This window comes from Actinoplanes sp. ATCC 53533, from assembly GCF_003947245.1.
This window is the reverse complement of record NZ_QHHV01000106.1, coordinates 1-13072: the sequence shown is the minus strand read 5'-3', so window position 1 is coordinate 13072 and position 13072 is coordinate 1. Positions and strand designations below refer to the sequence as shown.

The following is a 13072-nucleotide window of genomic DNA, read 5'->3' as shown; positions in this document are numbered from 1 at the left end:
GCACCATGTACCCGGACAAAGCCCCGCCGACGGATGTGCGAACCACGCGCCGTTACGGTACCGCGACCCGACGGCGACTTCTCGCCGCGGCCCTGGTCATACCCCTGGCCCTCGGCGCCGCAGCCTGCGGTGGCGACGACGAGTCCAGCGACCCGAACAAGCCCACCGAGCTGTCCTTCTTCTGGTGGGGCGCGGAGGGACGGGCCAAGCTGACCGAGCAGGCCCTCGACCTCTACACCCAGAAACACCCGAACGTGACGTTCAAGAAGACCTGGCAGGCCAACCAGGGCTACTTCGACAAGCTGGCCACCCTGACCGCCGGCGGCAACGCGCCCGACGTCTTCCAGATCGACGACAACTTCATCGCCGAGTACGCGGGCCGCAACGTCACCCTCGACCTGACGTCGTACTCCAACGACGGCAAGCTCGACCTGTCGAAGTTCTCGCCCGGCCTGAAGGAATACGGCGTCGTGGACGGCAAGCTCGCCGGCGTGGCCTTCGGCGAGAACACCCAGGGCCTGGTCTACAACAAGACCCTGCTCGACAAGTTCAAGCTGCCCGCGCCCACCACGGGGATGAGCTGGGCGGACTACATCACCTGGGCGGAGAACGTCTCCAAGGTCGCCAAGGTGCCGGGCACCATGGACCCCAGCGCCTCCTACCAGGCGTTCTGGGTCTGGCTCCGGCAGCAGGGCAAGGACCTCTACAAGGGCAAGGAGATCGGCTTCACCGAGCAGGACGTCACCGCGTGGTTCGACCTCTGGAAGGGCGCCCGCGACCGCGGTGCCACCCCCACCCCGGACGTCATCCACGAGGGCAACGCCACCGACATCAGCAAGCAGCTGGTGGTCACCGGCAAGGCGGCCACCTCCTGGGTCTGGGCCAACCAGATGCCCGAGCTGAAGAAGAACACCAAGGACGAGCTCGGCGTCATCGCGTACCCCGGTGACCCGAAGGCCCAGTGGGCGCGTGCCTCGATGTACTTCTCGGTGTTCCGCGGCAGCCCGAACAAGGACAAGGCCGTCGACGTGCTGAACTTCCTGGTCAACGACCCGGAGGCCGGCAAGATCCTCGGCACCGACCGGGGCCTGCCGTCCAACCTCGACGTGCGCAAGGCGGTGGCCGAGACCGTCACCGACCCGAGCATGAAGCAGACCATCGCGGTGCAGGACGAGCTGGGCAAGAACTTCAGCTCGGCGCCGGCCGTACCGCTCAAGGGGCACAGCAAGCTGCGCAGCGAGCTGATCCGGGTCGCCGAGGAGGTCCAGTACGGGCGCCAGACCCCGGCCCAGGGCGGCACCGCGTTCGTCACGGCCGCCAAGGCCGCGATCGGTCAGGGCTGACGAAAGACGTGACCATGGTGCGAACGGCCCAGAGCCGGATCGAACCCGCCGACCCGGGCCCCGCCGCACAGCGGGGTCCGGGCAACCGGCGGCGACGGCATTCCGAAAACCTGTCCGGGTACGCGTTCCTGTCCCCCTGGCTGGTCGGGCTGCTCGCGATCACGGCCATCCCGATGCTGCTCTCGCTCTACCTCAGCTTCACCGACTACGACGTGCTCACCCCACTGTCGGAGGCGAACTGGGTGGGCTGGGACAACTACCGGCAGATGTTCACCGCCGACCCGACCTACTGGCACGCGGTCCAGGTCACCCTGACCTTCGCGCTGGTCGCCGTGCCGCTCAAGCTGGCCGCCGCGCTCGGCGTGGCCCTGCTGCTCAACCGGGCCATGCGCGGCATCGGCGTGTTCCGCGGCCTGTTCTACCTGCCGTCGCTGCTCGGCGGCAGCGTGGCGCTGGCCATCGTCTGGGTGAGCATGTTCAACCGCGACGGCGCCTTCAACTCGTTCCTGGCGCTGTTCGGCATCGAGGGCGCGCCGTGGGTCAACGACCCACGCTGGGCGCTGGAGACCCTGATGCTGCTGGCCATCTGGCAGTTCGGCGCCCCGATGGTGATCTTCCTGGCCGGTCTCAAGCAGGTGCCGACGGAGCTGTACGAGGCCGCGTCGGTCGACGGCGCCGGGCGGTGGCGGCAGTTCCGCAACGTCACCCTGCCGATGCTGTCCCCGGTGATCTTCTTCAACCTGGTGCTGGAGACGATCAACGGCTTCCAGGGCTTCACCTCCGCCTTCGTGCTGAGCAACGGCACCGGCGGGCCGGTCGACTCGACCCTCATGTACACCCTGAACCTGTACATCAAGGGCTTCGTCGAGCTGGACATGGGCTACGCCTCGGCGATGGCCTGGGTGTTCCTGCTCGCCATCGGCCTGATCACGATGGTGCTGTTCCGCACCGGCCGATTCTGGGTCCACTACTCCGACGCCGAGGAGCACTGATGCGCGGCCGGCTGCGCCTGCTCGTCCTGATCCTGATCCTCGCGGTGGTGCTCTATCCGCTGATCTGGATGGTGGGGACGTCTCTCAAGTCGCCCGAGGAGATCGCCAGCAACATCGGGCTGTTCCCCGAGACCTTCACCCCGGGCAACTTCACGTCCGGCTGGGAGAAGTTCGACGTGAACTTCGGCCGGTTCTTCCTGAACAGCGCCATGGTCGCCGGGCTGACCGTGATCGGCAACACGGTGTCCTGCCTGCTGGCCGCCTACGCCTTCGGGCGGTTGCGGTTCCGGCTGCGCAAGTTCTGGTTCTCGATCATGATCGCCACCCTGCTGCTGCCGGGCCACGTGCTGATCATCCCGCAGTACATCCTGTTCCGGAACCTCGGCTGGGTCGGCGGTGACTGGCCCTACCTGCCGCTGCTGGTGCCGCAGTTCCTGGCCACCGAGGCGTTCTTCGTGTTCCTCATGGTGCAGTTCATGCGGGGCATCCCGCGCGAGCTGGACGAGGCCGCGAAGATCGACGGCGCGTCGCCGTACTCGATCTTCCAGCACGTCATCCTGCCGCTGAGCAGGCCGGCCCTGGTGACCACGGCGATCTTCTCGTTCATCTGGACCTGGAACGACTTCTTCCGGCAACTGGTGTTCCTGTCGGAGCTGGACGACTACACCGCGCCGGTGGCGCTGACGCTGTTCATCGACTCGACCAGCGAGAGCTCGGTGGGACCGATGTTCGCCATGTCGCTGCTGTCGCTGGTCCCGGTCTTCCTGTTCTTCGTGGCGTTCCAGCGCATGCTCGTCGAGGGCATCAACACCAGCGGGCTCAAGGGATGAGGCGCGACTGGCGCGAGACCGTACGGGTGGCCACCGATCTGGCCCTGCTCGGCTTCGTGGTCGTCCTGGCGGCGCTGCCGCTGGTCACGGCGGGTGCCGCCGTCGCCGCCGGCAGCGCGGCGGTGCACCACCACCTCGAGCACGACCGGTGGCCGACCGCCCGCGCGTGCTGGTCGGTCTTCCGGCGCTCGTTCGCACCCGGGCTGCTCGCCGGCCTGGCCGCCGCGTCGGCGGCCCTGCTGGTGGTCGTCGACGTGCTGGCCGTCCGCGCCGGGGCCGTGCCCGGCGGGACCCCGCTGCTGGCGCTCACGCTGGTGCTCGCGGCGCTGGGTGGCGGCTACGGCGCCCTGGTGGTCGTGGCCGTCGGCGCGGACCCGGCGCACAGCTGGCGGGCGGCCGTGGCCACGCTGCCCGGCCACAGCCGGGCGGCGGCCGCGACGGCCGGCGTGGTCCTGCTGACCGCGCTGCTCGCCGTCCTCGTGCACCCCGCGCTGGTCCCGGTGCTGACCGGGTACGCGCTCTTCGCGGTGCACGTGGTGGCGCGCCGGCTCTCCCCCGCCGCATCGGTGAACGCTATGTAGTGGTGTCTCCCGCGCCGTCCTGGGGGGCGGCGCGGGTTACCGATCACCAGGGCCGGTGCCCGCGGCTAGAAGCGTTCGCCGGTGATGTAGCCGGCCAGGGAGGTGCGCTCGGTCTCCAACTCGCCGATCCGTTCCTTCACCACGTCGCCGATGCTGACGATGCCGTGCAGTGCGCCGTCGACGACCACCGGCACGTGCCGGAAGCGCCGCTCGGTCATCAACCGCTCCACGTCCTCGAGGGATGCCTCCGGTTCGACCGTGTGCACTTCGGTGGTGTGGATGGCGGTGACGGGCTCGGCCAGCACCGCCGCGCCGCGCTGGGCCAGCGCCCGCACGATGTCGCGCTCACTGACGATCCCGTCCACCCGGGTCCCGTCGGCGGACACGACGATGGCGCCGATCCGGTGCTCGGCCAGCACCGCCACCAGGGCCTCGACGCGCGTGTCCGGAGACACCGTCACGACTCCCGCGCCCTTGACACGAAGAACGTCACTGATCCGCATGTTCCCTCCTCAGGCCTGATCCTTCCCACCCTAGGGGTCGACGGCGGCACTTCCGGGTGACTCTCGGTTTCGATTTGTCGCAACCTGCGGTCCGGCGGCCGCTGCCCCTCAGCCGCGGGCCAGGATCCGGCGCAGCGCCGCGCCGAGCGCCTCCCGCGGATCACCGGGCAGGCCGGGGCTGCGGAACCCCACGTAGTTGTCCGGCCGCAGCAGCACGCAACCGGTGTCGCCGACCTCCCGCAGCCGGGCCCAGTCGCCGTACAGGTCCTCGTAGCCGGCCCCCGGGCCGATCGTCGCCGCGATCAGCTCGACGCCCAGCTCGGTGGCGACCGCGGCGGCCGCCGCCACCCACGCCTCGCCGCCGATTCCGGTGAGCAACGCGAACCGGCCGCCGCCGCCGAGATCGAGGGTGGAGATCCGGTCGGTGCCGCGGCCCAGCCAGGCGTGCGGCACCTTGGCGCCGGGCCAGGTGGTCGGGTGGTGGAACAGCTCCTCGTCGCGGGGGTTCACCGGAGCCGCCGTGCCGTCCGGCACCACCGCGCCCGAGCGGTAGCGCTGGTCCAGCTCGACGCCGTGGGTGTTGAACTCGTAGTCCTTGAAGGCGACCGCCTCGCGCAGCAACTCGCGCTGCTTCTCCGAGGCGCCGCCGGGCAGCTTGCGGGCGTCCATGTTCGCCCGCATCTGCTCCGGATCCTCGGTGGAGAGCAGGCCCAGCGCCTGGAAGATACGGCCGGTCTCGCCGATGCTCCGGTTGGCGCGCTCCACGATCTGCCGGCCGACCGGCGCCCGCTCCGCGCTGTAGGAATCCAGCAATTCCGGGCCGGCCGCGCCGGAGAGCACCAGCTTCAGCTTCCAGGCCAGGTTGTACGCGTCCTGGATCGAGGTGTTGGAGCCCAGCCCGTTCGACGGCGGGTGCCGGTGCACCGCGTCGCCGGCGCAGAACACCCGGCCTTGCTGGTAGCGCTCGGCGTACAGGTGGTTGACCGTCCACGCCGAGGACGACTTGATCGTGACCGGGACGGAGTCGTCGCCGATGAGCTGGTGGGCGATCCGCCGGGCGTAGGCGTCGGTGAGGTCCGGCGGCTCGCCGTCGATGTCGTAGCCCCAGACGATCAGCCACTCGTGCCACGGCCGGACGCAGCGCACCAGGCCCATGCCGATCCCGCCCACGTCGGCGCCGGTCTGCAGCACCCAGTAGAGCGTGCTGGGCCGGTGCGCGACGTAGCGGGTCAGGTCGGCCTCGAAGACGATGTTGATGCTGCCGGCGACGCCCATCCGGCCGACCATCGGCAGCCCGATGTCCTCGGCCACCCGGCTGCGCCCGCCGTCCGCGCCGATCAGGTACTTCGCCCGGATCCGGTACTCGTCGCCGCGCAGCCGGTCGCGCACGGTCGCGGTGACCCCGTGGTCGTCCTGGGTCAGCGACAGATACTCGGTGTCGTACCGCAGGTGGGTGCCGCGGGCGGTGGCGGCGCCGGCCAGCACGGGCTCCATCAGGTGCTGCGGCATGTCGCACATCGCCGTGGGCGACGCCAGGTCGTGGTGGGCCTGCCGGGTGGGGTGGGTGTACCAGGTGTGCAGCCGGCCCAGTTCCTCGCCGGCCAGCGCGGAGACGAACGGCGTCTGGCCCATCAGGTGCTGCGGGGTGGCCTGGGCGACCACCTGCTCCTCCAGGCCCGCGTCGCGCAGCACCTCCATCGTGCGCTGGTTGGTGATGTGCGCGCGGGGCGTGTCGGCCAGCCGGCCGTACTTGGTGACCATGATGGTCGGTACGCCGTACGTGCTCAGCAGCATGGCCGCCGCGCCGCCCGCCGGTCCGCTGCCGACGATGAGGACGTCGGTCTCGACCACGTCTGTCACGGTTTCTCCTCAACGATCTCTTCAGCGGCGATCTCTTCAGCGGCGGTCTCTTCAGCGGCGATCCGGAAGGTGTAGGTCACCTGGTGCCAGCCGTCGACCGCGCGGCCGTCCGGTGGGGTGCCCGTGCCGGGCGCGAAGTCGACGATCAGGTCGTCCTTGACCCCGAACACGGTGTCGGAGTCCAGGTAGGCGCCGCCCGCGACGAACAACTGGGTGACCAGCCGCCGGTATCCCGGTGCGCTGATCATGAAGTGCAGGTGCGGCGCCCGGTACTGGTGGCGGCCGGTCGCGGCCAGCATCTGCCCCACCGGGCCGTCGTCGGGGATCGGATACTCCGACGGCAGGATCGACCAGAAGCGGACCCGGCCGCCGGCGTCGCTGTGGAAGCGCGCCCGCAGCACCGGCCCGGCCAGCTCGGGAAGCTGCACGTCGTAGAAGCCGTCGTCGTTGGACTGCCAGACGTCGACCACCGCGCCGGCCACCGGCTCACCGGCGACGTCGGCGATGGTCACGTCCGCCCACAGCGGGGTGCCGGGCAGCCCGCCGGCGATGTCCGCGCCGAGCGGCTCCGGCGGCGGCCCGGGCACGTAGAACGGCCCGAGCACCGCCGACGGCGTGGTCTCCGGGGTCCGCGAGTTGCTCAGCAGGTCCACCATGCTCGACACCCCGAGGGTGTCGGAGAGCAGCACGAACTCCTGGCGGGTGGCGGAGCAGAGCTGTCCGGTGCGGGTGAGGAAGTCGACGGCGTACTCCCACTCGCGCTGGGAGAGATCGTTGCGGTTGGTGTACTCGTGCAGGACCCGGACCAGGTCGGTGACCAGGGTGCGGACCCGCGGGTCGGGCGTCGCGGCGAAACTGGCCAGCACCTGGCCGGTCAGCGCGCCGAAGTCCGGCACGGCGGCCGGTCCCGCCGGGCGGATGCCCTGGTACGCCGCGCCGAGCAGCGCCCGGACACCGTCGACGGCCACCCGTTCGGCCGCGCCGTCCAGGTCACCGGCCGCCATGCCCAGCTCCCGCAGGCTGACCGGGCCGCCCCACGAGGCGATCAGGTCGTACAGGCCGGCGGCGGCGTCGCGAACCCCGAGCGCCTCGGCGACAGCGCGCATCGCTTCCGGGGCCGCTGCCGCCTGGTGCGCCATGACCTGCGGCAGCATGACCGTGTGCGTCGGGGCGTGCGGCAGCCCGTACGAGCCGCCCAGCACGTGGCAGAGCTTGTGGTGCGGGCCCATCCGCACGGTGCCCAGGCAGATCCCCGCCAGCCAGGCCCCGGTGAGCGCGTCCGAGCGGGCCGCGAGGTCCCCCGGGTCGGCGACGATGCCGGGCAGCGACCGCCGCAGCAGGCCGATGGCCCGCGTCGCCAGGCCGTCGGTCACCGGATTGGCGTCCGGGGAGTAGAGCGCCTCCACCGCGTGGGCCATCGCGTTGACGCCGCTGGTGACCGAGAGCGGCACCGGCAGGCCGAGGGTCAGCTCCACGTCGTAGAGCACGGTCTCCGGCCGGATCTCCGGCGCCGACCGGGTGGTCTTGCCGCTCTCGTCGGTCTCACCGAGCACCGCGGTGACCTCGGACCCGGCATACGTGCTCGGCACGGCGATCTGCGGCAGCCCGGTGCGGACCGACAGCGCCTTGCCGAGCCCGGTGGCCGAACCGCCGCCGACCGAGACCAGGCAGTCCACGTCGAGGCTCCGGGCCATCTCCAGCGCCTGCCGGGTGACGCCGACCGGGGTGTGCATGGCGGCGCCGGCGAAGTGCCCGGCGAACAGCGGTCCCAGACTCGCCGCGGCCCGGGCGGCGAAATCGGCCGTACCGTTCGCCGTGCCGGAGCCGGAGCCGGAGCCGGAGCCGGAGATGACCAGCACCCGGCTGCGGCCGAGGCGGCGGACCTCGTCGGGCAGCCGGTCCAGCACCCCGGGACCGAACACGACCCGGCCCGGGCCGGACACATACTCGAATGACGTCACGTGCGGACCTCCCGGCACCCAGTATCGGCCCGGCGCGCCGGGCTTTCCTGCACAGAACCACCGCATCGAGCTGCATGAAACGACCGCTGACAGAATCCGGCCGTGGAGACAGCCTTGGATTGGGCCCTGCGCCCCGCGGACCCGGCGGATGTCGAGCCGATCGCGGAGCTGCGGGCCGTCGTGATGCGCCCGGACCTGGAACGGCTGGGCCGGTTCGACGAGCACCGGGTCCGGCAACGGCTGCGGGACGCCTTCTCCCCGCGGCACACGTCGGTCATCCTGGCCGGTGGCGCCTTCGCGGGCTGCGTCGCCCTGCGGCCGGCCGAGGACGGGCAGTGGCTGGAGCACTTCTATCTCGACCCGGGCGTCCAGGGCCGGGGGCTCGGCTCGGCGATCCTGCGAGACCTGCTGGACCGCACCGACGCCGCCGGCCTGGTCGTCAGGCTCAACGTCCTGCGGGGCAGCGCCGCCCGGCGACTGTACGAGCGCCACGGTTTCACGGTGGAGTCCGAGGACCCGATCGACATCTTCATGGTGCGCTGACGGCTCCGGGACCCGCGACGGTCAGCCGTCCCCCAGCCCGTGGGATAGACCAGCTAGGACGCCTGGCGGATGGCCATGTCGGCCAGCCAGACATCGGCCAGGTCGCTGAGGGCGATGTCGAGGGCCTGGCTGAGCCCGACCACAGTGCCGAACGCCGGCGCGGGAAGACGACCCGTCTCGATCTTGCGCAGCGTCTCGGGGGAGATGCCGGCCGCCAGGGCCACCTCGACGAGGCTGCGGCCGGCCCGCGCGGCCCGGAGGGCGACACCGAGACGCTGGCCCGCTGCGATCTGCTCGGCGGTCAGGGGTTGGCGAACCATGCCAGCAGGATAGCCGTTCCGGAGCACCCCGACCGACGTGGTATAAAAATACCGCACACGACGAGGGAGGCTGTCATGATCGAGCTCAAGTCCGCCGAGGAGATCGCCCGGATGGCAGTGACCGGCCAGTTCGTCGGCGAGCTGCTCGCCGAGCTCAGCGGGGTCGCCGCCGTCGGCGTCAACCTGATGGACCTCGAACACCTCGCCCGCCGCCGGATCAAGGAACGCGGCGCGGAGTCCTGCTACTGGGACTACGCCCCCTCCTTCGGCCGCGGCCCGTTCCGCAACGTGCTGTGCCTGTCGGTCAACGACGCGGTGCTGCACGGCCTGCCCCATGACTACGTGCTCCGCGACGGTGACCTGCTCAGCATCGACATGGCAGCCGACATCGACGGCTGGGCCGCCGACTCCGCGCTCTCGGTCATCGTCGGCACCCCCGACCCCGCCGACCTGAAACTCATCGAAGCCACCGAGGTCGCCCTGCGGGCCGGCATCGCCGCCGCCCAGCCCGGCGGCCGCCTCGGCGACATCTCCGCCGCGATCGGCGCGGTCGCCCACTCCTACGGCTACGGCGTCAACGGCGAGTTCGGCGGCCACGGCATCGGCCGCACCATGCACGAGGCTCCCCACATCCCCAACAACGGCCGCGGCCGCCGGGGCATGAGACTCGATCCCGGCCTCACCATCGCCATCGAGCCGTGGTTCTGCCGTTCCACCGACAAGATCACCTTCGACCCGGACGGCTGGACCATCCGCTCCGCCGACGGCTCCCGCACCGCCCACTCCGAACACACCATCGCCGTCACGGCCGCCGGCCCGCAGATCCTGACCCACCGCCCCACCCACGCCGCCACCACGATCCCCGTGCCTCCCGTCCACTTCCCGGCGTAGCGGCAGCCCCGCACCGTATGTTGGGAGCGACGAGAGGGGTTCACGGTGATCCCGACGCCCTCGCCAACACAGCCGTCGGCGTGCTGGTCCATCAGGTCCTCCTGCGAATGAGTCGGAAACCGCGCTGGCACCAGGGCGAGGTGGCGCGATCACGACCCGGGTAGGGAGCACCTCCGGAGAGGGAGTGGGTGTGGCACCCGATGCGTGATCTCGCCGAAGGGGTCGAGGGGCCCGATGTCGTCCTCGTCCAGACCGAGCCGTACGGACCGCTGCGACCGCCCGGGGCGACCGGCGTGGAGATCGAGTTCGGGCAGCAGGGCCGGGCGCTGAACGTCGATCTGGTGGCGACCCGGGGCGTGTCGCGCGTGCTGTTGCGCTGGAAGCGCCGGCTCCCCGGCGACGTCCTGATCCTGGGCGACGCCTGGGAGCGCACGTACGGCGATCTGAGCTGGCAGGGGCACCGGGCCGAGCGCCCGCTGCCCTGGATGTTCCTCGTTCACGACCGCGAGGCGGCGATCACCTGGGGAGCCGGAGTCGAGGTCCGCGGCGGCGCCATGGCGTTCTGGACCGTCGACCCGCACGGTTTCTCGCTGTGGCTCGACGTGCGCAGCGGCGACAGCCCGGTCCGGCCCGGATCGCGCCGGATCCACGCCGCGACGATCCACGCGGTGCGCGGCTCCGAGCGGCCGTTCCTGGTCCACGGCGCCCTGACCGGACTGCTCTGCCCGGATCCGCTGCTGCCGTCGACGCCGCTCGTCGGCGCCAACAACTACTACTACGCCTACGGCAAGGACTTCGACCGTGCCGCGGTGGTGCGCGACGCGCGGACCATCGCGGAGCTGGTCGGCGACCATCCGGTCCGGCCGTACGGTGTCGTCGACGACGGCTGGTCGCCCAACGGCACCGCGGACGGCCGGCCGGGAACCCCTGGCCCCTGGGACCGTCCTCGGCGACCGCAGTTCGGGGAGATGAGCGAGCTCGCCGACGCGGTGCGCGCCGAGGGCGTGCGGCCGGGGATCTGGTTCCGTCCGCTGCTGCGGGAGGCGCTTCCCGCCGGTGGGCACGGCAGGTCGCGCGATGGCGCGTACGCGATGGACCCGTCGGACCCGGCGGCGCTCGAGATCGTCTCCACCGACGTTTCCCGCTTCGTGGAGTGGGGGTTCGAGTTCATCAAGCATGACTTCTCCACGTGGGACGCCTTCGGCCGGTGGGGCTCGGCGATGGGTGCCTCGGTCACCGGCCGTCCGTGGCAGCCCGCGACCGAGCCCCACCCGGCCCGGGGCTGGGAGCCGGCGGATGTCACGCGCACCAACGCCGAGGTGCTCGTCGATCTGTACCGGACCATCCGGGAGGCCGCGGGAGACTCCGTCATCCTGGCCTGCGACGTCATCGGGCACCTCGCCGCCGGGAACACCCACGCGCAGCGCATCGGTGATGACACCTCCGGGCTGGTCTGGGAGCGGACGCGCCGCATCGGGGTCAATACCCTCGCGTTCCGCCTGGCGCAGCACGGCCGCTTCTTCGTCGCGGACGCCGACTGCGTGCCGAGCACGCGGCACACCGACTGGGCGAAGAACCGACAGTTCCTCGACCTCGTCGCCCGATCCGGCACGGCGCTCTTCGTTTCCGTCGATCCGGCTTCGCGTACGCCGGCGGTGGATGACGACCTCTCCGCCGCGCTGCGCCTCGCACTGGACGGCGGGGTCCCCGGCGGCATCGAGCCCCTCGACTGGATGACGTCGACGACACCCGAGCGCTGGCGGGGCGGCGGCACCGTGTTCACCTACGACTGGATCGAGCAGGCCGGCGCGGATCCGTTCGAGTGGGGCGAGTTCAACCGCTAATGCCGTGACCACGAACGTTCGCGGTGTTGGATGACACGCCGCTGGGGCTGACGGCCGGGCGGCGTTCAGCATCGGCATCCCGATCGACTCCCTGGCACTTCGAGGATCTGCCAGACGTGGATTAGAAGATGGTCACTCCGCCGTCGATCACCAGGTCGGCGCCGACGGTGAAACGGGACTCGTCGGAGGCCAGGTACACGACGGCTTTAGCGATCTCCTCGGCCTCACCGAGGCGTCCGAGCGGGATGCCGGCGCGGATTCTCTCCATGACGCTCTGGTAGTGGTCGGCGGGGATGTTGTCGTAGAACGGGGTGGCGATCGGGCCGGGGCTGATCGCGTTGACCCGGACGCCGTGCGACTTGAGCAGGTCTGCGTTCCAGGAGCGCATCAGCGCGGACACCGCGCCCTTGGTCGCGGCGTAGGCGTTGGCGGTGGCGGCCGCGGTGTGGGCGCTGGCGCTGGAGTTCAGCACCACCGAGGCCGGGTTGTTCAGCACCGGGATCAGGGCCTGCATCAGGAAGAAGACGCTCTTGACGTTGACGTCGAACAGCCGGTCGAAGCTGGCCTCGTCGTGCGCTTCCATCGGCCGCCAGTCAGACACCCCGGCGTTGAGGAACGCGATGTCCAGGTCCCCGAACCGGTCCTGCACCGTGCGGGCGAGGTCGCGTTGCGCGGTCATGTCGGCCGCGTCGACATTCAGCACCAGGGCCTGGTCACCGAGTTCGACGCGGGCCTTGTCGATGTTCGCCGGGGTGACTCCGGTGACGATCACCTGCGCACCCTCGGCCAGGAACTGCTTGGCGGTCTCCAGCCCGATACCGCTGGTGCCACCGGTGATGAGAGCGCGCTTGCCTGCCAGTCGTGACATGAGAAACTCCAAGGTGCGTGGAAATGATCTGCCGGCTGAACCACCGACGGGCGGGCCGGGCGGTAGAGGACCTCAATCCCGGCCGCCTTCGGTCCGGCGAGTTCCAGCGTGCCGGGCGCCCCGGCATTCACCCAGCCACGGACTTGCGTACGTCTGCTGGTCCTACTACTGGCAGGGTCAGGCTGAGCTGCCTACGTCCGGGGATAATCGGGTGATGCATGCACACTCCGAACCGGTGACCGGGCTCGGCACGGCCGCTTTGAGCCCGCGGGCCGAGCTCAGCGAGTTCCTGCGTTCCCGGCGGGCACGGCTGCGGCCGCAGGACGTCGGGCTGCCGGATTTCGGGCGGCACCGCCGGGTGCCCGGGCTGCGCCGCGAGGAACTGGCGCAGCTGGCCGGGGTGTCGGTGGCGTACTACACCCGCCTGGAACAGGGCGACGGCCGCAACGTCTCCGCCGAGGTCCTCAACGCCATCGCTCGCGCGCTGCGCCTCGACGGCGCCGAACACGCCCACCTCACCCACCTCGCCAAGCCGA

General features: G+C 71.0%; 13 protein-coding genes. 8 read left to right on the top strand and 5 right to left on the bottom strand.

The features are described 5' to 3' along the window. Window positions 1–5: 5 nt before the first annotated feature. From DMB66_RS31470 to DMB66_RS31455, 4 genes are read left to right on the top strand one after another with little or no spacing between them, the layout of a single operon-like run. Window positions 6–1343, top strand: a complete 1338-nt coding sequence (locus DMB66_RS31470; RefSeq protein ID WP_125807749.1) for an ABC transporter substrate-binding protein — start codon at window positions 6–8, stop codon at window positions 1341–1343. Between the two features lie 14 nt (window positions 1344–1357). Continuing rightward, window positions 1358–2335, top strand: coding sequence for a carbohydrate ABC transporter permease (locus DMB66_RS31465; RefSeq protein WP_125807748.1), 978 nt, complete (start codon window positions 1358–1360; stop codon window positions 2333–2335). Further along, window positions 2335–3165 carry a carbohydrate ABC transporter permease gene (locus DMB66_RS31460; protein WP_125807747.1) on the top strand — a complete coding sequence of 277 codons (831 nt, stop codon included), beginning with the start codon at window positions 2335–2337 and terminating at the stop codon, window positions 3163–3165. Before DMB66_RS31465 ends, DMB66_RS31460 begins: the two co-directional genes overlap by 1 nt. Further along, entirely contained in the window at window positions 3162–3746 is a 585-nt protein-coding gene (locus DMB66_RS31455; protein ID WP_125807746.1) for a DUF624 domain-containing protein, read from the top strand. Before DMB66_RS31460 ends, DMB66_RS31455 begins: the two co-directional genes overlap by 4 nt. 65 nt (window positions 3747–3811) lie before the next feature. On the opposite strand, the gene DMB66_RS31450 is transcribed toward DMB66_RS31455, so the two are convergent. The 3 genes from DMB66_RS31450 to DMB66_RS31440 form a co-directional block, all read right to left on the bottom strand. Beyond that, on the bottom strand, window positions 3812–4249 hold the full coding sequence (locus tag DMB66_RS31450; RefSeq protein ID WP_125807745.1) for a CBS domain-containing protein: 438 nt from the start codon (window positions 4247–4249) through the stop codon (window positions 3812–3814). 108 nt (window positions 4250–4357) lie between these two features. Further along, complete coding sequence (locus DMB66_RS31445; RefSeq protein WP_125807744.1) at window positions 4358–6109, bottom strand: FAD-dependent monooxygenase; 1752 nt, start codon at window positions 6107–6109, stop codon at window positions 4358–4360. Continuing rightward, window positions 6106–8070, bottom strand: a complete 1965-nt coding sequence (locus tag DMB66_RS31440; RefSeq protein ID WP_125807743.1) for a maleylacetate reductase and hydroxyquinol 1,2-dioxygenase domain-containing protein — start codon at window positions 8068–8070, stop codon at window positions 6106–6108. The genes DMB66_RS31445 and DMB66_RS31440 overlap by 4 nt, the downstream gene beginning before the upstream one ends. A gap of 102 nt (window positions 8071–8172) precedes the next feature. Here DMB66_RS31440 and DMB66_RS31435 point away from each other — a divergent pair, with 102 nt between their 5' ends. After that, window positions 8173–8613: a GNAT family N-acetyltransferase gene (locus DMB66_RS31435; protein ID WP_233624979.1), complete on the top strand. Its 441-nt coding sequence runs from the start codon at window positions 8173–8175 to the stop codon at window positions 8611–8613. A gap of 53 nt (window positions 8614–8666) precedes the next feature. Here the strand turns inward: DMB66_RS31435 and DMB66_RS31430 are convergent, their stop codons facing one another. Then, window positions 8667–8933 carry a helix-turn-helix domain-containing protein gene (locus DMB66_RS31430; RefSeq protein WP_125807742.1) on the bottom strand — a complete coding sequence of 89 codons (267 nt, stop codon included), beginning with the start codon at window positions 8931–8933 and terminating at the stop codon, window positions 8667–8669. A 75-nt stretch (window positions 8934–9008) separates the two neighbouring features. Between DMB66_RS31430 and map the strand changes: the two genes are divergently transcribed. Both map and DMB66_RS31420 read left to right on the top strand, forming a co-directional pair. After that, complete coding sequence (gene map / locus DMB66_RS31425) at window positions 9009–9824, top strand: type I methionyl aminopeptidase (protein WP_125807741.1); 816 nt, start codon at window positions 9009–9011, stop codon at window positions 9822–9824. A gap of 200 nt (window positions 9825–10024) precedes the next feature. Next, complete coding sequence (locus DMB66_RS31420; RefSeq protein ID WP_199752726.1) at window positions 10025–11668, top strand: hypothetical protein; 1644 nt, start codon at window positions 10025–10027, stop codon at window positions 11666–11668. A gap of 121 nt (window positions 11669–11789) precedes the next feature. Here DMB66_RS31420 and DMB66_RS31415 read toward each other — a convergent pair whose 3' ends face one another. Further along, the gene (locus DMB66_RS31415) at window positions 11790–12536 is read right to left on the bottom strand and encodes an SDR family oxidoreductase (RefSeq protein WP_125807740.1); all 747 of its coding nucleotides are present in this window, start codon (window positions 12534–12536) and stop codon (window positions 11790–11792) included. A 214-nt stretch (window positions 12537–12750) separates the two neighbouring features. Between DMB66_RS31415 and DMB66_RS31410 the strand changes: the two genes are divergently transcribed. After that, window positions 12751–13072, top strand: a 322-nt coding sequence (locus DMB66_RS31410) for a helix-turn-helix domain-containing protein (protein ID WP_148112781.1), incomplete at its 3' end; no start/stop codon positions are given.

Coding starts and splice junctions, on each gene's coding strand:
- DMB66_RS31470 (WP_125807749.1), top strand. CDS start 6: ATGTACCCGGACAAAGCCCCGCCGACGGATGTGCGAACCACGCGCCGT.
- DMB66_RS31465 (WP_125807748.1), top strand. CDS start 1,358: ATGGTGCGAACGGCCCAGAGCCGGATCGAACCCGCCGACCCGGGCCCC.
- DMB66_RS31460 (WP_125807747.1), top strand. CDS start 2,335: ATGCGCGGCCGGCTGCGCCTGCTCGTCCTGATCCTGATCCTCGCGGTG.
- DMB66_RS31455 (WP_125807746.1), top strand. CDS start 3,162: ATGAGGCGCGACTGGCGCGAGACCGTACGGGTGGCCACCGATCTGGCC.
- DMB66_RS31450 (WP_125807745.1), bottom strand. CDS start 4,249: ATGCGGATCAGTGACGTTCTTCGTGTCAAGGGCGCGGGAGTCGTGACG.
- DMB66_RS31430 (WP_125807742.1), bottom strand. CDS start 8,933: ATGGTTCGCCAACCCCTGACCGCCGAGCAGATCGCAGCGGGCCAGCGT.
- map (WP_125807741.1), top strand. CDS start 9,009: ATGATCGAGCTCAAGTCCGCCGAGGAGATCGCCCGGATGGCAGTGACC.
- DMB66_RS31420 (WP_199752726.1), top strand. CDS start 10,025: ATGCGTGATCTCGCCGAAGGGGTCGAGGGGCCCGATGTCGTCCTCGTC.
- DMB66_RS31415 (WP_125807740.1), bottom strand. CDS start 12,536: ATGTCACGACTGGCAGGCAAGCGCGCTCTCATCACCGGTGGCACCAGC.